General features: G+C 71.1%; 19 protein-coding genes and 1 pseudogene. 9 read left to right on the forward strand and 11 right to left on the reverse strand.

Annotation, left to right across the window (positions count from 1 at the left end; translation table 11 throughout):
- Positions 1-16 precede the first annotated feature (16 nt).
- The 6 genes and pseudogenes from BJ998_RS36345 to BJ998_RS36370 form a co-directional block, all read right to left on the reverse strand.
- The gene (locus BJ998_RS36345; RefSeq protein ID WP_312890490.1) at positions 17-1243 is read right to left on the reverse strand and encodes an SGNH/GDSL hydrolase family protein; all 1227 of its coding nucleotides are present in this window, start codon (positions 1241-1243) and stop codon (positions 17-19) included.
- Positions 1244-1340: 97 nt separating this feature from the next.
- Positions 1341-2587, reverse strand: a pseudogene (locus tag BJ998_RS49630) (AGE family epimerase/isomerase).
- The gene (locus tag BJ998_RS36355) at positions 2560-3519 is read right to left on the reverse strand and encodes an ABC transporter ATP-binding protein (protein WP_184867820.1); all 960 of its coding nucleotides are present in this window, start codon (positions 3517-3519) and stop codon (positions 2560-2562) included. Before BJ998_RS36355 ends, BJ998_RS49630 begins: the two are co-directional and overlap by 28 nt.
- Positions 3516-5291 carry a dipeptide/oligopeptide/nickel ABC transporter permease/ATP-binding protein gene (locus tag BJ998_RS36360; RefSeq protein WP_184867821.1) on the reverse strand — a complete coding sequence of 592 codons (1776 nt, stop codon included), beginning with the start codon at positions 5289-5291 and terminating at the stop codon, positions 3516-3518. The genes BJ998_RS36355 and BJ998_RS36360 overlap by 4 nt, the downstream gene beginning before the upstream one ends.
- Positions 5292-5307: 16 nt before the next feature.
- Positions 5308-6297 (reverse strand): ABC transporter permease, encoded by a 990-nt coding sequence (locus BJ998_RS36365; protein ID WP_184867822.1) that lies wholly within the window; start codon positions 6295-6297, stop codon positions 5308-5310.
- 23 nt (positions 6298-6320) lie between these two features.
- Entirely contained in the window at positions 6321-8003 is a 1683-nt protein-coding gene (locus BJ998_RS36370; protein ID WP_184869165.1) for an ABC transporter substrate-binding protein, read from the reverse strand.
- A 291-nt stretch (positions 8004-8294) separates the two neighbouring features.
- On the opposite strand from BJ998_RS36370, the gene BJ998_RS36375 reads away from it, so the two are divergent.
- The 3 genes from BJ998_RS36375 to BJ998_RS36385 all read left to right on the forward strand — a co-directional run bounded on the left by BJ998_RS36375 (position 8295) and on the right by BJ998_RS36385 (position 13011).
- Entirely contained in the window at positions 8295-9575 is a 1281-nt protein-coding gene (locus BJ998_RS36375) for an ROK family transcriptional regulator (RefSeq protein WP_184867823.1), read from the forward strand.
- Between the two features lie 104 nt (positions 9576-9679).
- Positions 9680-12154, forward strand: coding sequence for a glycoside hydrolase family 2 protein (locus BJ998_RS36380; RefSeq protein ID WP_184867824.1), 2475 nt, complete (start codon positions 9680-9682; stop codon positions 12152-12154).
- Positions 12151-13011, forward strand: coding sequence for a LacI family DNA-binding transcriptional regulator (locus BJ998_RS36385; RefSeq protein WP_184867825.1), 861 nt, complete (start codon positions 12151-12153; stop codon positions 13009-13011). The genes BJ998_RS36380 and BJ998_RS36385 overlap by 4 nt, the downstream gene beginning before the upstream one ends.
- Positions 13012-13052: 41 nt before the next feature.
- Here BJ998_RS36385 and BJ998_RS36390 read toward each other — a convergent pair whose 3' ends face one another.
- Positions 13053-13514 carry a MarR family winged helix-turn-helix transcriptional regulator gene (locus tag BJ998_RS36390; RefSeq protein WP_184867826.1) on the reverse strand — a complete coding sequence of 154 codons (462 nt, stop codon included), beginning with the start codon at positions 13512-13514 and terminating at the stop codon, positions 13053-13055.
- 117 nt (positions 13515-13631) lie between these two features.
- Between BJ998_RS36390 and BJ998_RS36395 the strand changes: the two genes are divergently transcribed.
- Positions 13632-14585, forward strand: a complete 954-nt coding sequence (locus BJ998_RS36395; protein ID WP_184867827.1) for an amidohydrolase family protein — start codon at positions 13632-13634, stop codon at positions 14583-14585.
- A 45-nt stretch (positions 14586-14630) separates the two neighbouring features.
- Here BJ998_RS36395 and BJ998_RS36400 read toward each other — a convergent pair whose 3' ends face one another.
- Positions 14631-15341: an SGNH/GDSL hydrolase family protein gene (locus tag BJ998_RS36400; protein WP_184867828.1), complete on the reverse strand. Its 711-nt coding sequence runs from the start codon at positions 15339-15341 to the stop codon at positions 14631-14633.
- A 655-nt stretch (positions 15342-15996) separates the two neighbouring features.
- Between BJ998_RS36400 and BJ998_RS36405 the strand changes: the two genes are divergently transcribed.
- Positions 15997-16986: a glycoside hydrolase family 5 protein gene (locus tag BJ998_RS36405; RefSeq protein ID WP_184867829.1), complete on the forward strand. Its 990-nt coding sequence runs from the start codon at positions 15997-15999 to the stop codon at positions 16984-16986.
- Positions 16987-17085: 99 nt separating this feature from the next.
- Here the strand turns inward: BJ998_RS36405 and BJ998_RS36410 are convergent, their stop codons facing one another.
- On the reverse strand, positions 17086-18117 hold the full coding sequence (locus tag BJ998_RS36410; protein WP_184867830.1) for a LacI family DNA-binding transcriptional regulator: 1032 nt from the start codon (positions 18115-18117) through the stop codon (positions 17086-17088).
- Positions 18118-18756: 639 nt separating this feature from the next.
- Between BJ998_RS36410 and BJ998_RS36415 the strand changes: the two genes are divergently transcribed.
- From BJ998_RS36415 to BJ998_RS36430, 4 genes are read left to right on the forward strand one after another with little or no spacing between them, the layout of a single operon-like run.
- Positions 18757-19764 carry a LacI family DNA-binding transcriptional regulator gene (locus BJ998_RS36415; RefSeq protein ID WP_184867831.1) on the forward strand — a complete coding sequence of 336 codons (1008 nt, stop codon included), beginning with the start codon at positions 18757-18759 and terminating at the stop codon, positions 19762-19764.
- A 29-nt stretch (positions 19765-19793) separates the two neighbouring features.
- Positions 19794-21032 carry an ABC transporter substrate-binding protein gene (locus tag BJ998_RS36420; protein ID WP_184867832.1) on the forward strand — a complete coding sequence of 413 codons (1239 nt, stop codon included), beginning with the start codon at positions 19794-19796 and terminating at the stop codon, positions 21030-21032.
- Positions 21029-21898 (forward strand): carbohydrate ABC transporter permease, encoded by an 870-nt coding sequence (locus BJ998_RS36425; RefSeq protein WP_184867833.1) that lies wholly within the window; start codon positions 21029-21031, stop codon positions 21896-21898. The genes BJ998_RS36420 and BJ998_RS36425 overlap by 4 nt, the downstream gene beginning before the upstream one ends.
- Positions 21895-22704 carry a carbohydrate ABC transporter permease gene (locus BJ998_RS36430; RefSeq protein WP_184867834.1) on the forward strand — a complete coding sequence of 270 codons (810 nt, stop codon included), beginning with the start codon at positions 21895-21897 and terminating at the stop codon, positions 22702-22704. Before BJ998_RS36425 ends, BJ998_RS36430 begins: the two co-directional genes overlap by 4 nt.
- A gap of 485 nt (positions 22705-23189) precedes the next feature.
- Here the strand turns inward: BJ998_RS36430 and BJ998_RS36435 are convergent, their stop codons facing one another.
- Positions 23190-24338: a glycoside hydrolase family 27 protein gene (locus BJ998_RS36435; RefSeq protein WP_184867835.1), complete on the reverse strand. Its 1149-nt coding sequence runs from the start codon at positions 24336-24338 to the stop codon at positions 23190-23192.
- Positions 24339-24349: 11 nt separating this feature from the next.
- Entirely contained in the window at positions 24350-25060 is a 711-nt protein-coding gene (locus tag BJ998_RS36440; protein WP_246488724.1) for a metallopeptidase domain-containing protein, read from the reverse strand.
- Between the last annotated feature and the right edge of the window lie 266 nt (positions 25061-25326).

Below are 25326 nucleotides of genomic sequence, written 5' to 3' on the forward strand. Positions count from 1 at the left end.
CTCCCGTGGGTGGACGTCAGCGGCCGAGCAGAGTGGTCAGGTCGACGGTGTCGGCCATCGCCCGGGTGCCCGCGTCGCCGGGGTGCAGGTGATCACCGGAGTCGTAGGCGGGGCGCATGCGGAACGGGTCGGCCGGGTCGGCGGTGGTGACGGCGAAGTCGACAACGCCGTCGAACGCCCCGCTGTGCCGGATCCAGTCGTTGAGCCGCTGCCAGGTCTGCCGGTGCTCCGGGGTGTCCAGGAACGACCCGCCGAACGGGGTGAGGGTCGCGCCGACGATCCGGACGCCCGCGGCGTGCGCGGCGGCGATCATCCGGCGGTAGCCGGCGACGATGTCCCCGGCGGACGCGTCGTAGCCGATGTCGTTGACGCCCTCCAGCAGGATCACCGTCCGCACACCGGTGATTCCCAGGGCGTCCCGCTGGAACCGGGTCACCCCGGCCACTCCGTAGTAGGGCTGGCCGGGGCGGTCGGCGAGCACGCGGTTGCCGCCCAGGCCGGCGTTGGCCACCGACAAGGTGCGGCCGGGCAGCGCGGCCAAGCGCCGGGCCAGGAAGTCCGGCCAGCGGCGGTTGGCGTTGCCGGTGGTGGTCGCGGTGTCGGTGATCGAGTCGCCGAACGCCACCACCGTGCCGGTCACGGCGGCCGACGGCGTGACGTCCACGCCGTCGGCCAGCATCCAGCACGGGGTGTCCCCGAACCGGGCGGCGTCCGCGGCGAGCGTCGCGTCACCGCCGGCCAGGTAGTTGCCCTGGGCGGTGAACGGGTGGTTGGTCAGCGGTCCGGTCGTGCCGGCGACGTGTGCGCTGACAAGCAGCGTGGACAGCGCCGTGACGCGCAGCGGCACCGGGTCGCTGAACTCCTGCACGCCTGGCGGCACGGTCAACGTGCGCCGGCCGTGGAAGGTCAGCTCGCGCATGGTGCCGGCAACCGGGGTGGCGCCGCTGCCCTGCACCGCAACCGAGGCGTGGTCGACGGCCAGTGGCTTGGTGCCGAAGGTGTTGGTCAACCGGACCCGCACGTGGTCGCCGCCGGCGCTGAGGAAGACCACGTTGCGCACGGTCTGGTCGGTCAGCCCGGTGCCGGCCGGGCAGGTGGAGCCGGGGATGGCGGACCCGACCACCGGGCTGGCGGACCAGCCGGTGACCCAGTGCGTGTCAGCGGTGCTGGCCGCGGCCGTTCCAGGCAGTGCCAGGACGATGGATGCGGCGGCCGCCAACGCGGCTGCTTGTGTTCGTTTCACGTCGTGTGTCCTCCTCAGTCGGCGGCCGGGTGCTTGCGCAGGCCGGCGCCGTACGCGGTGGGCGTGCCGTTGTGGTCGGTGATGAGCGCGAGATCGATCAGACCGGGCGGCCGCACGCCACCGCGGCGGCGGGGGACAGCGGCAGCACGGGCAGCAGGGCGGCCTGGAAGGCGTGGTACACATCGGGCTTGCCGGCCCACACGGTCGCGGCCGGCCGCCCCTCCGGATCGAGCTCGTGGTGCCAGCTGCCGCCGACCGGGTCGAGGTGTCGAGTGCGGGCGAACTCCCAGAACTCGTGGTACCGGCGCAGGTAGCCGGCATCGCCGGTGTGAACGTGCAGAGCGTGCGCGGCCAGCACCGCCTCGGCGATCACCCAGTGCATACGGGACCGCACGACAGGACGGTCCTGCCAGTCCACTGTGTACACGAAGCCCGGAAGCCCATCGGCCCGCCAGCCGCGCGTGACGGCCGAGTCGAACAGCCGCCGCGCGTCGTCCGCCAGCCAGGCCGGGGCGTCCGCACCGAACGTCGCCGCCAGGTGCAGCAACAGCCGGGACCACTCCAGCCAATGACCGGGGGTGCCGCCGAACGGCCGGAACGGGTGGTCGGGCCGGTCCCGGTTGTGGTCGGGCAGCGGGACCCAGGCGGCGGTGAAGTGCTCGGGCAGCCGCCAGTCGTGCGCGGCGGCCACCCCGTGCACCAGATGCTCGGCGATCCGCAGTGCCCGCCGGTGCCACCGCGGGTCGCCGGTGACGTCCCCGGCCGCGAGGAACGCCTCCACCAGGTGCATGTTGCTGTTGGCGCCGCGATAGTCCTCCGTGGACAGCCATGCGCGGTCCCAGCTCTCCGGGCCAGGCCGGCTTCCTCGTCCCAGAACCGCTGCTCCACCACGGACAACGCCTCGGCCAGCAGCTCCGCCGCCCCGGGCGCCTCGGCGGCGGTGGCGCTCGCGGCCGCCAGCACGACGAACGCGTGCTCGTAACCCGCCTTACGCGGATCGGCCGTGCTGGCGTACCAGCCGCCGTGCACCGGGTCGCGCAGGCGGCCCCGCAACGCCGCCACACCGTGCGCCGCCAGCTCGGCGGCTCCCGACTCGCCGAGCCCGTGCGCGAGGCTGAACACGTGCGTCATCCGGGCGGTGATCCAGGTGGCCACCGGCTGGTCCGGCACCAGCCGGCCGGCGCCGTCCAGCCACCCGAACCCGCCGTCGGGGTGCCGGGCCGCCCCGGCGAAGCGGACCAGGCGGTGGCGCTCACCGGCCAGCCACGCCCAGTGCTCGACGTTCCCGGCCCGGTGCTGGCGGATCTCGCCGGCGGTCACGACTCGTCGCCCGGATGCCAGCACTTCACCAGGTGGCCGGGGCCGACCGGCTCGTCCGGCGGGGTCTGCGCGCAGGTGGCGGTGGCGAGCGGGCAGCGGTCCCGGAAGCCGCAGCCCGGGCCCGCGCCGCCCCCGGCGCCGTCCGGCGGCCGGGTGGCGGCGGGGTCCTCCCGGCGGCGTCCGTCCGTGGTGCGCGCGTCTGGATTCGGCGCGGACGCGGCCAGCAGCCGGGTGTAGGGATGCCGGGGGCGCAGGATCACCTCGTCGGCGGGTCCCCGTTCGACGATCCGGCCCCGGTACATGACGATCACGTCGTCGGAGAAGTGCCGCGCGGTGGCCAGATCGTGCGTGATGTACAGGACGGCGAGCTGCTCCTCCCGCTGGAGCCGGGCCAGCAGGCTCAGCACTCCCAACCGGATCGAGACGTCCAACATGGACACCGGCTCGTCGGCGATCACCACCTGCGCGCCCGGGGCCAGCGCGCGGGCGATGGCCACCCGCTGCCGCTGGCCGCCGGACAGCTCGTGCGGGCGGCGGTGGGTGAACTCCTCGGGATCGAGGTTCACGCGTTCCAGCAGCCGGGCCACCTGCTCGCGGGTCTCCTGCTTGCCGGCGGCGCGGTGGTGCAGCCGCAGCGGCCGCGCGATGTGGTGCTCGACGGTGTGGAACGGGTTCAGCGACGCGAACGGGTCCTGGAACACCATCTGCACGTGGTGCCGGTGCTGCCGGTCGGGCACCGCCGCGCCGTCGGCGTCGGTCAGCCCGATGCTGCCGCCGCTGGGTTTCTCCAACCTGGTCAACAGCTTGGCCACAGTGGACTTGCCCGAGCCGGATTCGCCGACCAGACCGAGGGTGCGGCCGGGTGTGAGCGTGAAGGTGACGTCGTCCACGGCGCGCAGCCGGGTGCGGCGGACGGTGTAGTCCTTGACGAGGTTGTTGGCGTGCAACGTGGTCACCGCGAACCTCCGTCGGGCAGGGCGGTCGCCGGGACGAGGTAGTCGCGGCGTTCACCGGCCAGGCTGGGGAAGGAGGCCAGCAGGGTGCGCGTGTACGCGTGCTGCGGGTCCTGGTGGATCCGCTCGGCGGTGTCCAGCTCCACCACCTCGCCGGCGCGCATCACCGCGATGCGGTCCGCGACCTCCAGCAGCAGCGGCAGGTCGTGGGTGATCAGCACGACGGCGAAGCCCAGTTCGTCGCGGAACCGGAGGATCTCGTCGAGAATGCCGCGCTGCACCACGACATCCAGCGCGGTCGTCGGCTCGTCCATGATCATGACCTGTGGTTCGAGCAGCAGCGCCATCGCGATCATCACCCGTTGCCGCATGCCGCCGGACAGCTCGTGGGCGTACGAACGCAGCCGGCGCGGATCCACCCCCACCAGGCGCAGCACCTCGGCGCACCGCTCCCGTCGTTGCCGCTCGGTCATGCCCGGCCGATGGGTCCGCAGCACGTCGTCGAGCTGGCTGTGCACGGTGGTGACCGGGTTCAGCGAGTTCATCGCCCCCTGGAACACCATCGACAGCTTGGACCAGCGGAACGCTCGCAGCTGCTCGGGCGGCAGGTTCAGCACGTCGACGTCGGTGCCGTCGCGGTCGTGGAACACCACGGACCCGGCGGTGACCTCGGCCGGCGGTCGGTGCAGCCGGTTCACCGCGTACGCCAGGGTGGTCTTGCCGCAGCCGGACTCGCCGGCCAGGCCCAGCACCTCGCCACGCCGCAGCGTCAGCGACACGTCCCGCACCGCGTGCACCGGGGTGTCGGTGCGGTACACCACGTCCAGCCCGGTGACGGTGAGCACCGCGTCCGGCCGGTGCTCCGCCGGCGGCGGGCTGGTCCGCGCGACCCGGGCCCGGCCCCGCCGCAGCGGCGTGTCCCGCAGCCGGGGGTTGATGATCTCGTCGATGCTGAAGTTGACCAGCGACAGGCCGCAGCCGAGCAACGCGATCACCGCGCCCGGCGGCACGAACCACCACCAGGCGCCACGCCGCAGCGCGAACCCGTTCTGGGCGTAGTACAACATGGTGCCGAGCGTCGACGACCGGGATTCGCCGAGGCCGAGGAAGGCCAGCCCGGCCTCGTTGAGGATGGCCAGCAGCACGGCGAACACGAACTGCGAGGCCAGGATCGGCAGCAGGTTCGGCAGGATCTCGTTGGCCACGATCCGCCACGGCTTCTCGCCGGCCACCCGGGCCGCGGCCACGTAGTCCCGGTTGCGCAGCGACAAGGTCTGCGCTCGCAGCACCCGCGCGCTGGCCGCCCACCCGGTGATCGCCAGCACCACCGCGATCGTCCACGAGCCGCGCTGGTCGGCCGGCACGAAGCCGGCGATGACGATCACCAGCGGCAGGCCGGGAATCACCAGCATCACGTTGGACGCCAACGAGAACAGCTCGTCCACCGCCCCGCCGAGGTAGCTGCCGACCACGCCGAACAGGCCGGACAGCGCCGTGGCCAGCAGCCCGACCAGCAGGCCGGTCTGCAGCGAGCCGCGGGTCGAGGCGGCGAGCTGGGCCAGCACGTCCTGGCCGGTCTGGGTGGTGCCGAGCGGGTGCTGGCCGCCGGGCGGGGTCAGGCCGATGTCGCGCACCGTGTTCGGGTCGCCCAGCAGCAGCGGGCCGACCAGACCGAACAGCGCGATCAGGCCGACCAGCGCGAGGCCGATCCCCAGCTTCGGCGACCAGCGGGGCAGCACGGCGCGCCAGCCGCCGCGGCGCGAGGTCGAGGTCATCGGATGCTCTCCCTGGCTATCGGCCGGCTCGGGTTCGGGGGTCCATCAGGCCGTGCAGCAGGTCCACGACCAGGTTGGCGCCGAGGACGGCGACCGTGATCACCAGGAAGACGCCCTGCATCAGCGCGTAGTCGTTGCTCGCCACGGCGAGCAGCAGCTTGGAACCGATGCCCGGGTACGAGAACACCTGCTCGGTGACGATCGAGCCGGACACCACGAAACCCAGCGCGATGGCGAATCCCGACACCGACGGCAGCACCGCGTTGCGGGCCGCGTACCGGATCATCACCCGGCTGTCCCGCAGGCCCTTGGCCTGGGCGGTGAGCACGTAGTCCTCCGAGCCGGTGGCCACCATCATGTTGCGCATCCCCAGCAGCCAGCCGCCCACCGAGGACAGCACGATCGTCAGCGCCGGCAGCGCGCCGTGGTAGAGCGCGGACGCGATGAACTCGCCGTTCCAGCCCGGGTCGAGGGCGACGTCGTACCCGCTGTTGAGCGGGAACCAGCCCAGCCCGGAGGCGAACACCGCGACCAGGATCAGCGCCAGCCAGAAGTACGGCACCGCCGACAGCACGGTGGTGGCCGGCACGAGGTGGTCCAGCCAGGTGCCGCGCCGCCACCCGACGACCGCGCCGAGGCCGATGCCCAGCGCGAACGACATCAGCGTGGCCAGCCCGACCAGCACCAGCGTCCACGGCAGCGACTGGGCGATCACCTCCGACACCGGGGCCGGGAACGCGCTGACCGACACGCCCAGGTTCCCGTGCAGCATGTTGCCCAGGTACTCGACGTACTGCCGCGGCAGCGACTCCCCGGTGTCGGCGCCGAGAAGGAGCTCGTAGGCCCGGCGCACCGCCGGATCCGGCGGCCCGCCGTGCTCCGCGAGCCGGGCCAGCAGCGCGTCCACCGGATTGCCCGGCATCAGCCTCGGCACGACGAAGTTGAGTGTCACCGCCGCCCACAGGGCGACCAGGTAGAACGCGATCTTGCGGACGTAGTACCGCACGACGGGCCCTCCTCGTCCGGCCGTCAGCCCGCCGGCTTGAGGTGGATGTAGATCTGCGAGGCGTCCGGCCGTCCCCACACCGCCGGGAAGGCGTAGACGTCGTCCTTGGTGGGGAAGCCGGTGAACTTCGCCGCGTTGAACTCGCTGATCGCGCTGCCGGTGAGCACCGGGATGTACGGCATGACCTCCTCGATCCGGGTCTGCACGGTGTCGAGGTAGGGCTGGCGGGCGGCCGTGTCCTTGCCGTCGATCTTGTCGAGCGCGGCCAGCGCGGCGTCCACGGCCGGGTCGCTGAACCGGCCGAAGTTCGGGTTGGCGACCTGCCCGGCCGGCGCGGTGTTCTTGCTGCTGAAGAAGTAGCTGTAGAGGTAGAACGGGTCGGGCGCGGGCCCCTGGTACAGCGAGTCGATCAGCAGCTGGTACTGGCCGCGGCCGCGCGCGTCGGACCACTCGTTCCAGGACAGCTGCTCGGCGGTCAGCTTGATGCCGAACCGCTGCAGCTGCTGGGCCATCGTGTCCACGGCGGTGATGTAGTCGGTCCAGCCGGCGACGACCTTGACGCTGAGCGCCAGCGGCGTGCCGTTGCGGGCGTAGACGCCGTCCGCGCCCTTGGTGTAGCCGGCCTCGGCGAGCACCTGCGCGGCCTTGGCGGTGTCCGGTGACATCGGCGCGGTGCGGTCGTGCAGCTTGCCGGAGATGAGCTTGTCGTCCCGGCCGATCAGCGCGAAGCCGGGGGAGATCGGGGTCGAGGTGTTCTCGAACGCCAGCGAGTTGAGCTGGGTGCGGTTGAGCGCGTAGTAGATCGCCTTGCGGACGGCCGGGTCGGTCTGCGGACCGGTGCAGCCCAGCTGCGCGTTGGAGCAGGTGAACAGCGCGACCTGGTTCAACGGGGTGATGGCCGCCTTGTACCCCGGGTAGTTCTTCTCGATGTCCTTGATGTCCGGCACCGGCCCGGTCTGCCAGTCGATCGTGCCGGCGGCGAGCGCGTCGGCGCCGGCCTGGTTGCCCGACAGCGACACGGCGCGGATCTTCTTGACCGCCGGCTCGCCGCCCCAGTAGTGCGGATTGGCCTTGAGCGTGAACGCCTGCGGCTTGAAGTCGTCCAGCTGGTACGGCCCGGTGCCGACCGGGTTCTTCACCGGGTCGGTGACCGGGTTCGCGATGTCCTTCCACAGGTGCTGCGGCACGATGAAGATCCGCCCCAGCACCTGTGGGCCCTGCATGAACGACGGCTCGGGGAAGGTCACCGCCACGTGCGTGTCGTCGACGGCCCTGGCCTGGCCGGCGTAGCCGGTGGTGTTGAGCGCCTTGTTCTTGCTGATCAGGTCGAGCGTGTAGACCACGTCGGCGGCGGTGAACTTCACGCCGTCCGACCAGGTGGCGTTGTCCCGCACCGTGATGTCCAGCTCGGTGCCGGTCGCGTTCCAGCTGTAGGCGGTGCCCAGGCGCGGCGCCGGCGGGTCGTTGCGGACCACGTTGTAGAAGAACAGCGGCTCGAAGATCGTGCCGGGACCCTCGATCAGGTTGGGCGAGAACGGGTTGAAGTTGACCTGGTAGTCGCTGGACTGTCCCGTGTAGACGACGAGCGTGTCGTCACGGCCGCCACTGCCGCTGCCGCCCGCACAGCCGGCGGCCGTCAGCGCGGCGAGCACGACGGCGGCGACCGCGGCGGCGCGACGTCGTCCGCGCCGAGCCTGCTGGAACATCACGGATGGTCCTCTCGGTGGATGGGACTGCGTGGGCGGAAGCTGCGGTGGCGCGGTCGACCCGGGTCGCGGGCCGCGCCGTCGTCGTTGGCCTGGCACCGATCGGATGGCATTGTTAAGTAGCCGAAGAAACCAAGTCAACACCTGGATGTCGTCTGTCCGTTCCTGTCAGGTGGTCCGGTCCAAGGCCCGCGCCGAGAAACCCCTGGGCACGGGGGCCGTGCGGCGATCGGCCGGGCGTCGGTTGTCCGATACGCTTCGAACAGCGAGCGAACAAAGGTGGGAGGACCGGTGAGCGGACCGCGCGTCACGCCGCACGCCAGCAGCAAGGCCGCCGTGCTGGACGTGATCCGGGCCGCCGGCACCATCAGCCGGGTGGGGCTGGCCAACGCCACCGGCCTGACCGGCGCGACCATCTCGACCACCGTCCGCAAGCTGATCGACGAGGGTCTCGTCGTCGAGACGGGCCACGCCGAGTCCACCGGCGGCAAGCGCCGGGTGCTGCTGCGGCTGAACGAGTCCGCGCGCTTCGCCGTCGGCGTCCACCTCGACCAGGACCGCATCACCTACGCCCTGACCGACCTGAACGGATCGGTCGTCGCGCGGATCTCCCGGCTCGGCGCCGCCGGCGACCAGCCCGCCGACGTGGTGCGCCGGATGGGCCGTGAGGTGGCCGCGCTGATCGCCGGGGCGGGCGTGGACCGGGACCGCGTGCTGGGCGTCGGCCTGGTCGCGCCGGGCCGGCTCACCGCGGGCGGCGGGTTCCGCGTCGCCCCGCCGCCGCTGCGCCGGTGGCAGGACTTTCCCGTGGACGACGCGTTGACCGGGGCCACCGGCCTGCCGGTGGTGGTCGGCAACGACGCCACCGCCGCCGCGCTGGGCGAGCACTGGTCCGGCGGGGTCAGCGACGCCGGCACCTTCGCCGCCCTGTACATGGGCAGCGGCATCGGGGCCGGCCTGGTCGTCGGCGGCCTCACCTACACGGGGGCCAGCGGTGAAGCCGGCGAGATCGGCCACGCCTGCCTGGACGTGGACGGCCCGCTGTGCTGGTGCGGGGCGCGCGGGTGCCTGGAGGTGCTGGCCGGCCCCGCGGTGGTGGTGGCCGCCGCCCGCGCCGACCGGGCCTTGGCCCGGGCCATCGGGCTGGCCGGCCGTGGCCTGCTGCACCGGGACTCGGTGGCCGCGGACTTCGCGGCGATCAGCCGGGCCGCGCGGCGGGGCGAGTCCGGGGCGGTCGCGTTGCTGGAGCGCTCGGGGCGCTACCTGGCGGCGGCCGCGCGCACCCTCGCCAACGTCATGGACGTCGCGGTGCTGGTGCTCACCGGTCCGAGCTTCGCCGTGGCCGGGTCGCTGTACCTGCCGGTGGTGCAGGCCGAGTTGGACACGGCGTTCGTCGGCCGCAGCGCGCACCGGGTCGAGGTGCGGCTGTCGCCCTCGGCAGCCTCCGCGTCCGCCATCGGCGGTGCGGCAATGGTTCTGCAGTCCGAGCTGGTGCCGCTGCACACGGGGGAGCGGCTGCCCGGGGACCTCACCGTGCCGGAACCGCCGCCTGTCGCGGTCCAGGTGTCGTAGCTCCGGACCCCGTCTGGTCGTGAAACTTTCTTCGTTGACTAATTTTACTCGCGGGCAGCAGAATCGGGCATCCCCCGTCCCGATGCCGCGAGGAGCGCCCGCCCGTGATCGTTGAGACCCTGGACCGAGGCTGGCAGCTCACGCCGCTCGGCGACGCCGTGCCGGCCGACCTCGCGGGCCGCACGGTCCCCGCCACCGTGCCGGGCTCCGCGCACCTGGACCTGCTGTCGGCCGGCCTGATCGCCGACCCCTACCTGGACCGCGTCGCCGACGACCTGGCATGGGCGCACCGCGCCACCTGGCGCTACCGGACCACTTTCGACGCAACCGCCCCCGAAGCGGGAGAGCGCTGCGACCTGGTGTTCGAGGGCCTCGACACGGTCGCCGTCATCACCCTCAACGGGCAGGAACTGGGCCGGACCGCCAACATGCACCGGACGTACCGGTTCGACGTCCGCGACGCGCTGCGGGCCGGGACCAACGAGCTGGTGGTCAAGTTCCGCTCGGCTCTCGCCCATGCCGAGGAGCTGGCGGCCGAGCTGGGGCGGCGCGACCACGTCAACTCGCACCCGTTCAACATGGTGCGGAAGATGGCGTGCAGCTTCGGCTGGGACTGGGGCCCGGACCTGCAGACCGCCGGCATCTGGCAGCCGGTCCACTTGCAACGCTGGCGCGCCGCAAGGCTGGCAGAGGTGCGTCCGCTGGTCACAGTGGACGATGACGGCACCGGCCGGGTGGCCGTGCACGTCGACATCGAACGCGCCGACCGTGCCGAGGAGTTGGTCCTCGTCGCCGCCGTCGCCGGCCAGGCAGCTGATGTCACGGTGGCGGCCGGTGCGACGGCCGCCGTCGTCGAGCTCACCGTTCCGGACGTCCCGCTGTGGTGGCCGGCGGGCTACGGCGAGCAGCCGCTGCACGACCTCGCCGTCGCCCTCACCACCGCCGACGGCGCACCGCTGGGCGAGTACCGCCGCCGCATCGGGTTCCGCACCGTCACGGTGGACACCACGCCCGACGACATCGGCACGCCGTTCACGTTCGTCGTCAACGGGCAACGCCTGTTCGCCAAGGGCGCCAACTGGATTCCCGACGACCACTTCCTCACCCGCATCACCCGCGACCGGCTGGCCCGCCGGATCGACCAGGCCGTGGCCGCGAACCTCAACATGCTGCGGGTGTGGGGCGGCGGCGTGTACGAGTCCGAGGACTTCTACGAACTGTGCGACGAGCGGGGTGTCCTGGTGTGGCAGGACTTCCTGTTCGCCTGCGCCGGCTACCCCGAGGAGGATCCACTGTGGAGCGAGGTGGCGGCCGAGGCGCGGGAGCACGTCGCCCGGCTCACCCCGCACCCGTCCTTGGCCCTGTGGAACGGCAACAACGAGAACCTGTGGGGCTACGCCGACTGGGGCTGGGCGGGCGAACTCGCCGGCCGCACCTGGGGACACCGCTACTACACCGAGCTGCTGCCGGCGATCGTGGCCGAGCTGGATCCCACCCGGCACTACAGCCCGGGCAGCCCGTACAGCACCCAGCACGCCGCCGAGTCGCCGCACCCCAACGATCCCGACCACGGCACGCGGCATGAATGGGAGGTGTGGAACCGGGTCGACTACACCCGCTACCGCGACCACGTGCCGCGCTTCTGCTCCGAGTTCGGCTTCCAGGGGCCGCCCACCTGGGCCACGCTCACCCGCTGGGTGCGCGACGAGCCGCTGACGCCGACCTCGCCCGTGTTCCTGGCCCACCAGAAGGCCGAGGACGGCAACGGCAAGCTGGAGCGCGGCCTCGCCCCGCACCTGCCGCTGCCCGCCGACTTCGCCGACTGGCACTGGGCGACGCAGCTCAACCAGGCCCGTGCCGTCGCCTTCGGCATCGAGCACTTCCGGTCCTGGTGGCCCCGCACGGCCGGCGCGATCGTGTGGCAGCTCAACGACTGCTGGCCGGTCACCTCGTGGGCGGCCGTGGACAGCGACGAGCGGGTCAAGCCGCTGTGGTACGCGCTGCGCCGGGCCTTCGCCCCGCGGCTGCTGACCGTGCAGCCACGGGACGGCCGGTGGGTCCTCGTCGCCGTGAACGACCGGGACGACCCGTGGGTGGGGGAGCTCGCGCTGACCCGGCAGACCTTCGCCGGGGTGGAACTGGCCGGCGCTAGGCTCGCCCTCGACGTCCCGGCCCGGTCGGTCGCGCACGTCGAGCTGGCCGACGGCCTGCTCACCCCCGACGACCCGCGGCAGGAGGTGCTGGTGGCGACGACCATGGACGCCCGCGCCGTGCACCTGTTCGCCGAGGACCGCGACCTGGCGTATGAGGACGACGCCCTCACCGCCACTGCCACCGCTGTGCCCGGCGGCTACCGGGTCGAGGTCACCGCCCGCTCGTTCGTCCGGGATGTCACGCTGTTGGCGGACCGGCTCGCCCCCGACGCCGTTGTGGACGACGCGATGGTGACCCTCCTCGCCGGCGAGTCCGCCGCGTTCGAGGTACGCACCGGTGCCCGGCTCGACCCGGCCGCGCTGACCGCCGCGCCGGTGCTGCGCAGCGTCAACGACTTGTGTGGATCGGTGGTGCATCACCCGTGAGCAGTGCCGTGCCCGGCGCCGGAGCGGTCGGCCTCGTGTTGGCCCGGCCGCTGCGATTGCTGGGCATCGAACCGTTCTTCATGGAGTTCATCGGCGGCATCGACGAGCGCCTGGCCGAGCGCGACCTGTCGGTGCTGCTGCACGTGGTGACCACACACGACGACGAGATCGCCACCTACCGCCGCTGGGCCGCGCACCATCTGGTGGACGCGGTCACCGTGGTCAACCGCACCGACGACGACCACCGCCCGGCCGTGCTCCAAGAGCTGGGGCTGCCGGCCGTGCTGGTCGGGGCGCCGGCCGAGGCCTGCGACCTGCCGGCGGTCCGCACCGACGACGCCGGCCCGATGCGGGAAGCGGTGGCATACCTGCTGGGCCTCGGCCATCGCCGCATCGCCCGGGTCAGCGGTCCGGCGAATCTGCTGCACACCCGGGCGCGATCCGCCGCCATGCGGGAAGTGTGCGCGGAGGCGGTGATCCTGGAGGGCGACTACTCGGAGGAAGCCGGCGCCAAGCTCACCGCCGAGCTGCTGGACCGGGAGGACCGGCCGACCGCCATCCTGTACGACAACGACGTGATGGCGGTGGCCGGGCTCGCGGCAGCGGCCGAGCGCGGTGTCGCCGTCCCGGATCAGCTCAGCCTGATCGCCTGGGACGACTCCACCCTGTGCCGGCTCGCCGTGCCGCCGCTGACCACCATGAGCGTCGACGTGCACCAGTTCGGCCGCGCCGTCGCGGAATCCGTGCTGGAACTGGTGGACGGCGGGCCCGTGGCCGAGCGCTGGTCTCCCATCGCGCACCTGGTCGAACGGGCCAGCACCGCCGCCCCGGCCGAACCCGTCAGCCGGGAATCCTGACCCGTCGACCGTCTGGCGAATATTTCCGAAGTCCCGTGGCCTCAGGATCGGGAACCGGCGGCGGCCTCGGGATCTCCCCACGGGGCTTCCAGGGCGGCGCGGAGCGCGTCGACCGTGCCGGCGCCGATGACTTCGGCCAGGTTTGCCTCGATCCCGGCCAGCAACCGCATGGTCCGCGCGCGGCGCCGGTGCCCGGACTCGGTGAGGCGGACCAGTTTGGTCCGGGCGGAGGCGGGGTCGGGTTCGACGGTCAGGGCGTCCATGGCCACCAGTTCGTGCACCCATTGGTGGACGGTCGGTGAGCTGACGCCGATCAGGCGGGCCAGTTCCGCGATGCTGGCGCCGTCCGACGGGAGCTGGCTCAGCAGTGTCGCCTGGGCCGCGGTGATCGTCGCCGGGTCGTCGCCGGCATCGAGGGCGGCGATCACGGCAGCGCGGAACCAGTTGTGGGCGCGCCAAAGCAGCCGGATCAGCGGCTCGGGTTCCGGCGTGGGCGTGGCCATGGCAGTCATCTCCGCGGTCGGCGTCGGTCGATCTTAGTCCCCGGCACCAGGGGTTGCCCGGCGACTGTTAGGTAGCCTAACGTTAGGTTGCCTAATGGTCGAGTGTGGGAGGCAGACGTGCGGGTGATCGCGGTGGAGGAGGCCTTCTCGGTGCCGGAGGTGATCTCGTGGCCGCCGGCCGGTGCGGGCATGCCCGAGCGGTGGATTCGGGAGTGGGGCCGTCGCCTGCCGGACCTGGCTGAGCTGCGCCTGGCCGACATGGACGCCCACGGCGTGGACGTGCAGGTGCTGTCGATGACCTCGCCGGGCCTGGAGGTCATCGACGACGCGGCCGAGGCGGTCGCCGCCGCACGGCGGATCAACGACCACCTCGCCGACGCCGTCGCCGCGCACCCGACCCGGTTCGCCGGCTTCGCGGCCCTGCCGCTGCAGGACCCCGACGCCGCGGTGGCCGAACTGCGCCGGGCCGTGCACGAGCTCGGGCTGAAGGGGGTGCTGCACAACGACCACGTCGGCGGGCACTATCTGGACGAACCCCGGTTCCGCCCGGTGTGGGCGGAGTTGGAGCGCCTCGGGGTGACGCTGTACCTGCATCCGGCGATCGTGCCGGCCGACCGCTGGCGGGTGCTGGACGGGTATCCGGTGCTGGGCGGGCCGTCCTGGGGGTGGACGGCGGCGGTCGGCGCCCACGCGCTGCGGTTGATCTACGGTGGTGTGTTCGACGCGTTCCCGGGGGCGTCGGTGATGCTGGGGCACATGGGCGAGCTGCTGCCTTTCCAGCTGGCCCGGCTCGACAGCCGCTACCGGCAGGCCGATGTCGAGCGCCGGCCCCGGCAGTTGCCGTCGCACTACCTGCGGCACAACGTGTACGTGACGACCAGTGGCGTGTTCTCACACGCGGCGTTGTTGGGCGCGACGCACGAGGTCGGGACCGATCGGGTGCTGTTCGCCATCGACTACCCGTACGAGTCGACGGCGGAGGCGGTCGAGTTCCTGCGCACCGCGCCGTACGCTCCCGCGGATCTGGCGCGCATCGCCCACAGCAACGCCGAGAGGGTCCTGCGGCTGTGATTTCGCCGGCCGGCGGTGCCATTGGCCCGCCCGCCGGCGAGATCGTCAGCCCAGCGCCCCGACCACGGCGGGATACCAGCGGCTCTCCATCTTCTGGATGCCGGTGGTGCTGTTCGGGTGCACCCCGTCGACGGTGTCGGTTGCTGGGTTGAACCCGGTCCACTGGTCGACGACGGTGATCGGTGAGGCGGCGGTGCTGTGGGCCTTGGCCCAGCTGGGAATGGCGTTGTCGAGTGCGACCACCCGCTGGCCGCAGGCAGGGCAGTTGGCCGGGTTCATCGGGATGATGCGGGCGACGACGAGCTTGATGGTCGGCTTGCTGGCCCGCATCTGGCCGAGCATGGTGGTGTAGGCGTTGAGAATGGTGCTGGCCGGAACATTGCTCCAGACGTCGTTGGTGCCCAGGTGCATCAGGACGACGTCCGGACGGGTGGCCGACAGCCAGCCGGGAAGTTGGTTGTTGCGGACGATGCCGGTGGCCAGGATGCCGCCGTGACCCTCGTTCTCGCCGTCGTAGGCGAATCCGCAGCCCGGGGCCGGCAGCGTGCCGACGAAGTCGATGTTGCCGTGGCCGGTGGCGCGCAGGTGCCGCCACAGCAGGGCGCGCCAGCAGCCGGGGGAGCCGGTGATGGAGTCGCCCAGCGCCATGATCCGTGTGGGTGCGGCGGCCACGGCTCCGGCCGGGACGGGAGCCATGGCGGCGCAGGCGGCCAGCAGCAGGCCGGTGACCGTTGCCCGGAGAAAACGCCAGTTCACAGCGACCTCCTGAGGTCTCGTGTGCACAGTGGACGCAGTTGCGCAGCGGCGAGATGTGGTCCGGGAAGGGTGTCGAAGTGCGAGTCGGGGCAGGGCTCGCCGCAAGATCCCTGCCCCGACTCCGTACGCGCCCGTCCCTAACGGGCGACGAGCGCGACGACTTCGTCGACTCCGTCCGTGATGGCGGACGTGGTCGCGGCTCCGGCGGGATGGAAAGCGTTTTCCGGCACGGTGAGATCGAAGCGCTTCATCGGAGATCATTTCAAGGGCCCGCGCTTCATCACCGCGAGCCTGGCCGCCGGACGGCCACACGAGGCGGCCCTGTGTCTCGCCGCCATGCCGGAGACATGCGCCCGTCGCGGCGAAAGAAATGGTGTCGTGCCTGCGGTTTCGTCCATGCCACGCGCTTGGCTGCGGTGCCGGCAGCATCGCCGCGGCCCGCCGGGCGCCACCCGGCGGACCCGGGCGGGAACGAGGCGGCGTCGATGAAACTTTCGGTGAACACGGCCGGGAAGCACGTTCGTCGGCCCGATTCGCGGGTGCCTGCCCGTCCCGGCTTGACGGACGTCGAGTCCGCTGGTGACGATCGTCGTCGTTTCCCTGCCGCACCAAGTAATCGTGCCCCGAACTCGGGGACCGCAACGAAGAGGTGCTCATGAGAAAGTCACTTGCCGTGCTCGGCGCGACCCTGCTCGCCGCCGTCGCGTCGGTCGTGGTCGCCGTCCCGTCGACGTCGGCCGCCCCCAGCGCAACGGGATTGCACATCAGCGGTCGCGACATCGTCGAGGCCAACGGCCAGAAGTTCATCATGCGCGGCATCAGCCACGAGCACGTCTGGTTCCCCAGCCAGACCAGTTCGTTCGCCAACATCAAGGCGCAGGGCGCGAACACCGTGCGCGTGGTGTTGGGCAGTGGCAAGAGGTGGGGCCCGTCCAACGACGTGGCCAACGTCGTCGCGCAGTGCAAGCGCAACCGGCTGATCTGTGTGCTGGAGGTGCACGACACCACCGGTTACGGCCAGGACGGCGCCGCCGCCACGCTGGACCAGGCCGTCAGCTACTGGATCGGGCAGAAGAACAACCTGGTCGGCCAGGAGAACTACGTCGTGATCAACATCGGCAACGAGCCGATCGGCAACAACAACCCGGGCCAGTGGACCACCGCCACGGCCAACGCGGTGCGGCGGATGCGGGCCAACGGCTTCCAGCACCTGCTGATGGTCGACGCGCCCAACTGGGGTCAGGACCAGGACCACGTCATGCGCGACACCGCGCAGACGGTGTGGAACGCCGACTCCCAGCACAACACCGTGTTCTCGGTGCACATGTACGCCGTCTACAACACCGCGGCGTCGATCACCTCGTACTTCGACGCCTTCAAGAACAAGGGACTGCCACTGGTCGTGGGGGAGTTCGGTTGGCACTTCGCCGCGAGCGAGGTGGACGACCAGACGCTGATGGCGCAGGCGGTGGCCCGGGGCATCGGCTACCTGGGCTGGTCGTGGGCCGGCAACAACGACGCGCGGCTGGACATGACGAACAACTTCAACCCCAACCAGCTCACGACCTGGGGTAAGCGGATCATCAACGGCCCCAACGGGATCAAGGCCACCGGCAAGGAGGCCACCATCTACAGTCACCGCTGAACCACGGCCGGAGCGGGCCGGTCCTCCCCGGAGGCCGGCCACACGGTCGCAACCCCGACAATCGTCCCACTGTCCACAAGGGACTTCATACACGTCGAATCACGCCGAGGCGCGCGGCACCAGCTCCGTGTCGAGCACAACGCCGCACTGCGGGGCGGAACTGTCGTCCATCAGGCCGAGCAGCTCGCGGACCATCCGGGCGCCCAACTCCTCGGTGGGCTGGCGCACGGTGGTCAGCGGGGGATCGGTGTGCCGGCCGACCGGCAGGTCGTCGAAGCCGATCACGGCGACGTCGTCGGGCACGCGGCGGCCGGCCCGGCGTAACGCGCGCAGCACCCCGACGGCCATCAGGTCCGACGCGGCGAAGATCGCGTCCACGTGGGGCCGGCGTTCCAGCAGCCGGACCGTGGCGTGCTCGCCGGAGGCCTGGCTGAAGTCGCCGAAGTACACGAGGCCGTGGTCGGACCGTTCCGCGTCGGCCATGACCCGGCGGTAGCCGGCGAGCCGGTCGAACCCCGCGGTCATGTCCCGTGGCCCCGCCACGGTGGCGATCATCGACCGGCCACTGTCGATGAGGTGGCGGACCGCCCGCACGGCCCCGCCGTGGTTGTCGACGTCCACGTAGGAAACCTGGTTGATGTCGTTGCCGTGCATCGGTTGCCCACCGACGACAACGGGTACGCCGATCCGTCCCACGTTCAGCGGGCTGCGGCCGTGCATGCTCACGAACAGCGCCCCGTCGACGGGGCCACTGCCCAGATAGTGCATCGCCGGCACCTGGGAGTCCTTGGTGGACGGAACCGTGAGCAGCACCAGCTGCACTTCCGCGGCGGTCACCTCGCGGCTGATGCCGGCCACGATCCGAGCGAAGTACGGGTCGGTGAACAGCCGCAGGCCCTCCTCGCACACCACCAACGCGATGGAACGGGTGCGTGCCGGAGGAGCGGACCGCGCGGCGCGCTGGCGCCGGTAACCCAGCGCGGCGATCGCGGACTCGACCTGCCTGCGGGTCTCGGCCCGCACGAGGGGTACTCGGTTGAGCACCCGGGACGCGGTGGCCAGCGACACGCCGGCCGCTCGCGCGACGTCGGCGAGCGTCGGGGATGCCGGGCACGGCTCGACAGCGGTCACGCTCCACCTCACAAGACGGCTTCGTCCAGCGGAGGACCCAGTGTTATCTCAATCTTCCCCCGTGGGCAAGGAAAGGTCGCTCACGGGAGGACGTGGTGAATGCGACCGGTGAAAGTTTCAATCGGGAGCGGCTCGCGACGCGGTTGTCACGCCGCTGGGGACGCCGGCCGGCGAGTCGGGGAGTCGCAGGTCAGCAGCCGTCAGCGCACTGCGGCGGACCGTCAACTCGTCGAAACCATTGCTGTCGAAGCGCATCGAGCTTGACGCCCTCGCGACGCCGTTGCGATAGTCCTGGCACGGTTCGGCCTGGTGGCGCGGGTCATATGCCGAACTGTCGAAGCGATTCGAGGAACCCGTCTGGCCGGAGGTGTACGTTGGCGCGCCTACCTCGATGGTGCGGAAGCGTCCCCCTTGCCGTGGCGGCCGTCCTCACCGTCGCGACGGCCGCGGCCGCGACGGCCGTGGGTCGGTTCCGCGAATCCGGCCTTCCGTTGTCGGTGCGGGTCGACGACCTGACCTCCCGGCCCGCCCTGGACGGGAAGATCTCGCCGCTGCACCGGGTACGAGGTGCCGGTTCCCCGGCTGGGCATCGGTTTCCTCAAGACCGGCACCGATGCGCTGTGACAGTGGGAGGTCGACATGGTGACCATCACGGATGTGGCCAGGGCGGCTGGGGTCTCGCCGAGCACGGTGTCCTATGTGCTCAGTGGCAAGCGCACGATCTCCCTGGAGACCAGGAGAAGGGTGCAGCAGAGCATCCGCAGACTGGGGTACCAACCCAACGCCCGGGCTCGGGCGCTGGCCAGCAGCCGCACGCACGTCATCGCGTTGGTCGTCCCGTTCCGGGTCGACCTCAACGTCCCCGTGGTGATGCAGTTCGTCGCGGCGATGGTCGGGGCCGCCCGGGCGTACGACCACGACCTGTTGCTGCTGACCAAGGACGAGGGGTCGGCCGGACTGCGCCGCGTCATCGGCTCGGCCATCGCCGACGCGCTCATCGTGATGGACGTGGAGGCGGCCGAGCCGAGGATCCCGGTGCTGGCGTCGTTGCGGCGGCCGGTGGTGCTGGTCGGCGTGCCCGACCAACCGCAGGGGCTGACCTGTGTGGACCTCGACTTCGTGGCGGCCGGCGCGGCCACCGTGAACCACCTGGCCGACCTCGGGCACCGCCGCATCGCGTTGCTCGGCCCGTCTCCGGCGGTCTACGAGCGCGGCACCAGCTACGCCGGTCGATTCCTGCGCGGCTTCACCGAGGCGGTGGCGGCGCGTGGCCTGCACGCGGTCTCCCACCCGTGCGTGCCTTCCTACGACGGCGTGCGCGTTTCCCTGCACCAGACGCTGGACGCCGACCCGTCGATCACCGCGATCGTGACGCACAACGAGGCCGTGCTCGGCCCGTTGCTGTCCGAGGTGCGCCACCGCGGTCTCGACGTCCCCCGTGACATCTCGGTCGTGGCGGTCTGCCCCGACGACATGGCCAAGGCGCAGTCCGTCGCGCTGACCTCGCTCGCCATTCCCGCGGCGGAGCTGGGCCGGCTGGCGGTGGACATGACGATGCGGCAGCTCGACGGCCCGGCGCCGGCCGAGATCAGGCTGCTCTCGCCCCGGCTGACGCAGCGACACAGCACCGCGCGACCGCGCCCCTGATTCGGGCCGGGATTCGACACCAAGAGGAGATGACGGCGTTGTCGTCCACAATTGCACGCCTGAACAAGGCTATCGGGAGGCCGGCGGCGGCAGTGGCGCTCGTGCTGGCGTTGGCCGCCTGCGGGTCGTCCGGCGGCAGCGCGGCGAACTCCATCACCGAGCTGGACTACTACACCGACCAGCAGGGCTCGGCGGCCTGGCAGAAGGTGCTGGACACCTGCGCCCGGCAGACCGGCGTGACGATCCAGCGGCAGACCGTGCCCACGGACCAGATGCTGCCCAAGATCCTGCAGGGTGCGAGCTCGCGGTCGCTGCCGAATCTGGTGTTCACCGACAACCCGACGGTGCAGCAGATCGCCAGCACGGGCGCGCTCACGCCGCTGTCGGACTACGGCATCGCCACCGACAGCTACTACGACAGCATCGTCAAGGCCGGCACCTACCAGGGCAAGGTGTACGGGCTGGCGCCCGGCGTGAACGGTCTCGCCCTGCTCTACAACAAGGACATGCTGGCCGAGGCGGGGGTGGAGCCGCCGCGCACGTGGGACGAGCTCAAGGCGGCCGCGGCCAAGCTGACCAAGGGGCAGCGGTACGGCCTGGCCTTCTCGGCGATCCCGTCGGAGGAAGGCACGTGGCAGTTCCTGCCGTTCTTCTGGAGCAACGGCGCCGATCTGTCCACACTGGACTCCGACAGGGCGGTGCGGGCGCTGGAGTTCGTGTCCGGCCTGGTTTCCGCCGGCTCGGCGTCCAAGTCGGTGCTGAACTGGAACCAGAACGACGTGGCCGACCAGTTCGTCGCCGGCAACGCGGCCATGATGATCAACGGGTCGTGGAACCTGGCCCGGCTGGACGACGAGAAGTCGCTGCACTACGGCGTGGTGCCGATCCCGACGCCGGCCGCGGGCGGCGAGCCGACCGTCGCGTTGGGCGGCGAGATCGGCGTCATCCCGGCGACCGGCCAGGCCACTCAGCAGTCGGCGGCGAAGGTGCTGTCCTGCCTGCTGTCGCCGGACGTGATGCAGAGCTGGGACGCCGGCCACGCCTACGTTCCGTCCAAAAAGGACGTGGCGGAGAAGTTCGGCCAGCAGCACCCGACCATGCAGCCGTTCGTGACCGAGGTGGCGACCGCCCGGTCCCGTTCGGCCGAGCTGGGGGAGAGGTACCCGAAGGTATCGCAGGCGCTGGCCACCGCGGTGCAGGCGGCGATCACCGGCAGCCAGTCGCCCGAGCAGGCGCTGCGCCAGGCCCAGCAGGCGGGCGGGTCGTGAGCCGGCGCGCGGCCGCCATCGCCTTCCTGCTGCCCGCACTGCTGTACGTCCTGGTCTTCTTCGGATATCCGCTGGTCTACAACATCCTGATGAGTGTGCGGGACTACAGCGTCCGCTCGTTCTACACCGGGGAGGCGCCGTTCGTCGGGGTCGCGAACTACCTGGCGGCGATCGGCAACCCCGTCTTCGGCAAGGCGGCGCTGAACACCGTGTGGTTCACGGTCGGCTCGATCGCCTTCCAATTCGGGATCGGCCTGGCGCTGGCGGTGTTCTTCAACGGCCGGTTCCTGGGCAGCGCGACGCTGCGGGCGCTGCTGCTCCTGCCTTGGCTGTTGCCGCTGGTGGTCAGCGGCGCGGTGTGGCGGTGGATGTTCGACCAGGACCATGGTGTGCTCAACACGGCGCTGCGCCTGGTGGGCCTGCCGGCGGTGCCGTGGCTGACCGACACCGGGTGGGCGCTGCCGGCCGTGATCCTGACCAACATCTGGATCGGCATCCCGTTCAACCTGGTGCTGCTGCACGGCGGCCTGCGTGCCATTCCCGGTTCGCTGTACGAGGCGGCGGCGCTGGACGGCGCGAACGCCTGGCAGCGGTTCCGCGACGTGACCTGGCCGCTGCTGCGGCCCGTGACCTGGATCGTGCTGATGCTGGGCCTGGTGTACACGATCAAGGTGTTCGACGTGATCATGGTGATCACCGGCGGCGGCCCGGCCAACGCCACCCAGACATTGACCACGTTCTCCTACAGCCTGTCGTTCCACGACTTCGCCTTCGGGCAGGGCGCGGCGATCGGGAACGTGCTGATCCTGGTGGCGACCGGGTTCGGGTTCGTGTACCTGCGCTCGGCCCGGGAGCCGCTGGCATGAGGGGCCGGGTCAGGACCGTCGCCGGCGTGCTGATCGTGCTGGTGCTGCTGTTCCCGCTGTACTGGATGCTCAACGCGTCGCTGCAGCCCAGCGGGGCGCTGCTGCGGCCGACACCGGAGTTCCTGCCGCTTCCCGCGACCCTGGACGGCTATCGCGAGGCGCTGGCCACTCAGGGCGGGCACCTGCTGTCCAGCCTGGTGGTGGCCGGCGGCACCGTGCTGGTGTCGCTGCTGATCGCGACGCCGGCCGCGTACTCCCTGGCGCGATTGCCGTGGCGCGGTGGTCCCGTGTTCGTGTTCGCCCTGCTGATCGTGCAGATGATCCCCGGCATCGTGATGGCGAACTCGCTGTACGCGTTGTTCGGCAGCCTCGGCCTGATCGACAACTACCTCGGGCTGGTGCTGGCCGACTCCACCGCGACGGTGCCGTTCGCGATCCTGGTGTTGCGCGCGTTCATGGTGGCCATCCCCCGTGAGCTGTCCGAGGCGGCCCGGGTGGACGGCGCCGGCTACTGGCGCACGTTCACCTCGGTCATCGTCCCGGTCAGCCGCAACGCGGTGATCACCGCGGGGCTGTTCTCCTTCCTGTTCGCCTGGGCGGACTTCCTGTTCGCCGTCACGCTGACCACCGGGCAGGGCATCGAGCCGGTCACGGTCGGGATCTACCGCTTCGTGGGCAACCAGACCGCCGACTGGAACGGGGTGATGGCCACCGCGGTGCTGGCCTCGGTCCCCGCGGCGATTCTGCTGGTGGTGGCCCAGCGCTACGTCGTGGCCGGCATGACCGGCGGGGCGGTCAAGGAATGATCACCCGCACCCGCTGGAGCAGCTGTAAAACGTTATCGACAACGATTGACACAAGGTGTGCGGGCGAGCACACTCGGTCGTGTCCGGCTCGACCGTCGTCAGGAGTGGGGGACTGATGCCCGTCGTTGCGCCCGACCGCCGTGGCGTTGGGGGTCACGGCGGCCGGCGCGCCGGTCCACACCGGGCACCCTGACCAACTCCGGCAACAGCATGGCCGCCCGGTCCGGCCTCGCAGATCAATGTCGGGGCCTTCGCCGTGGTCCCTGATCACCCACCGGATCCAGCGGCCGACACCTGAATCGACGGGCCCGAGGCGCCGGCGGGACAATGTGTGTCCCGCCCCGTCGGTCGGCCGATTGAATACAGGAAGCCGTCGACCCGTCGAATTCGATTCGTGACCATCGGAGTAAACGCAGGGAATTCCCTCACCGGCGGGCGTCGAAAAGCCCCTGCCCCGGTGCACCGCCGGGACAGGGGCCGCTTCGTCACTTGCTGGAAACGCGATACATCACGACGCCGTGCGCGGGCACCGACGCGGAAATCGTGCCGGTGGTGCTGGACTTCGCGCCGGACCACAGATCGGTGAGGTTGTAGCCGGCGGCCCCGGTCTTGCCGATGGCCGACGTGGTGGTGCTGATGGTCGCCGTGGAGCCGGTCTCGTTGAACAGCACCACGGACACGTCGCCGTTGGCCAGCGGCTTGGCCAGCACGTCGTGGCCGTTGGTGGAGGAGACCATGCGGCCCTGCTTGCCGAGGGAGTCCTGGTCGACGGCGATGACGGCCTTGTTGGCCAGGATGCTCACGGTGGTGGAGCTGGCGCCGGCGATGTTCGTGCCGGCGATCAGCGGCGCGGCCATCTCGGCCCACAGGCTGAACTCGGCGCGGTCCTCGGTGGCCGACATGCCGTTGCCGATCTCCAGCATGTCCGGGTCGTTCCAGCCGCCGGGGCCGGCGTAGCCGGACAGGCGCACGTTGGCGTGGAAGATGCCCAGCATGGAGCTGAAGCTCGGCGAGATGTCGCCGGTGGTGCGCCAGCTGTTGCCGACCTGCGACCCCCAGGTCCAGACGTTCTCCTGGCCCCAGTTGCACAGGCTGAACAGGATCGGCCGGCCGGTCGCCGCGAGCGCGTCGCGCATGGCGGTGTAGCGGGACTGCGCGCCGACGCCCTGGTTGTTGCAGTTGTCGTACTTGAGGTAGTCCACGCCCCAGGACGCGAACAGCGCCGCGTCCTGCCGCTCATGGCCGAGGCTGCCGGGGTAGCCGGCGCAGGTGGCGGTGCCGGCGTCCTCGTAGATGCCGAGCTTGAGGCCCAGGGAGTGCACGTACTGGGCGGTGCCGGCGATGCCGTCCGGGAACTTGTTGCGGTCCGGCACCAGGTTGCCGTTGCCGTCGCGGTTGTGGGTCAGCCAGCAGTCGTCGATGTTGACGTACTGGTAGCCGGCGGCCTGCATGCCGTTGTTGTGCATGGCCAGCGCGGTGGACTTGATCAGCGACTCGGAGACGTTGCAGCCGTAGGCGTTCCAGTCGTTGAAGCCCATCTGCGGGGTCTTGGCCAGGCCGTTGCCCAGGGCCTGGGCCGGGGGAGCGGTCGCCAGCGCGAGCACGGCGGCCAGGACGAGTGAGAGCCGTTTCATGGAGGTCTCCGTCAGTGCAGGAAGCCGGCGTAGGGGCCGCTCAGGATGGCGTTGCGCTGCTGCTGGCTGAAGTTGCAGTTGGGGTAGTCGTACATCGACGCGGACATGCAGGTGCCGTCGGTGGAGGAGGCGTCCGGCAGGCCGAAGGCGTGCCCCAGCTCGTGCACCATGCCGCCGTACCAGCGGTTCATCGGCCCGTTGACGCCGGCGGCCCCGTCCGCGTCGTGCTTGGGCATCAGCACCCAGCCGCCGCCTCCGCCGCCGCCCGCGCCGGGGCCCTCGGCGCTGACCTCGCCGACGTTCAGCCAGCGACTGTCCGGCGCGCCGAGGCCGAGCTTGCGCCGCAGCTCGGCCTGCATGTTGAACACCGACCACCAGTACCGGTCGCCGCCGTTGGCGGTGTTCTCGTACCAGCTCCTGGTGTGGTCGCCGGTGACGACCTCGACCACCGGGCTGTTCAGCGTGAACGTCTTGCCGAGCTGCTTCTGGTAGAACCGCTGCGCCTCGGCCATCACGCCGGCGATGCCGTTGGGATAGCGCTGGTCGTAGGGCACGTCGGACGGGCGGAGCCAGAACACGCGCACCGTCTTGGTCGGCGGGGTGTGCGGGGTCGCGGCGCCGCCCGGCGCGGCGGTCAGCAGGCCGGTGGCGAGCACGGCCGCCAGCACGGGGGCGGCCCGGGCGAGCCGTCGTCGAAACGGCCGGATCGGGGCAGGGCGCATCGTCGGGCCTCATATCCTCGTCGCAGCGGCAGGGGACGACCGGCCGCCTTCGGCGAGACCGCCGAACGGCACGATTTTGTCAACGGTGAAGAAAGCCGACCGAAAGGCGTCCGGTCCTTCGGACTTTAGGGGCGGGTCGGAAGCGCTGTCAACGGAGCTGGTCGGGTGAACGGAGTATCGAAAATTTGTTTCGAAGGAACCGAGCTTGACTCGGCTGGGCGGCTACTCCTATCGTGCGAAAAGCCATTTCGACACCGTGATCAACA

The sequence above is a fragment of the Kutzneria kofuensis genome (genome assembly GCF_014203355.1).
Lineage (GTDB): Bacteria > Actinomycetota > Actinomycetes > Mycobacteriales > Pseudonocardiaceae > Kutzneria > Kutzneria kofuensis.

Coding starts and splice junctions, on each gene's coding strand:
- BJ998_RS36435 (WP_184867835.1), bottom strand. CDS start 24,338: ATGAAACGGCTCTCACTCGTCCTGGCCGCCGTGCTCGCGCTGGCGACC.
- BJ998_RS36390 (WP_184867826.1), bottom strand. CDS start 13,514: ATGGCCACGCCCACGCCGGAACCCGAGCCGCTGATCCGGCTGCTTTGG.
- BJ998_RS36370 (WP_184869165.1), bottom strand. CDS start 8,003: ATGTTCCAGCAGGCTCGGCGCGGACGACGTCGCGCCGCCGCGGTCGCC.
- BJ998_RS36430 (WP_184867834.1), top strand. CDS start 21,895: ATGAGGGGCCGGGTCAGGACCGTCGCCGGCGTGCTGATCGTGCTGGTG.
- BJ998_RS36420 (WP_184867832.1), top strand. CDS start 19,794: ATGACGGCGTTGTCGTCCACAATTGCACGCCTGAACAAGGCTATCGGG.
- BJ998_RS36415 (WP_184867831.1), top strand. CDS start 18,757: ATGGTGACCATCACGGATGTGGCCAGGGCGGCTGGGGTCTCGCCGAGC.
- BJ998_RS36440 (WP_246488724.1), bottom strand. CDS start 25,060: ATGCGCCCTGCCCCGATCCGGCCGTTTCGACGACGGCTCGCCCGGGCC.
- BJ998_RS36405 (WP_184867829.1), top strand. CDS start 15,997: ATGAGAAAGTCACTTGCCGTGCTCGGCGCGACCCTGCTCGCCGCCGTC.
- BJ998_RS36360 (WP_184867821.1), bottom strand. CDS start 5,291: ATGACCTCGACCTCGCGCCGCGGCGGCTGGCGCGCCGTGCTGCCCCGC.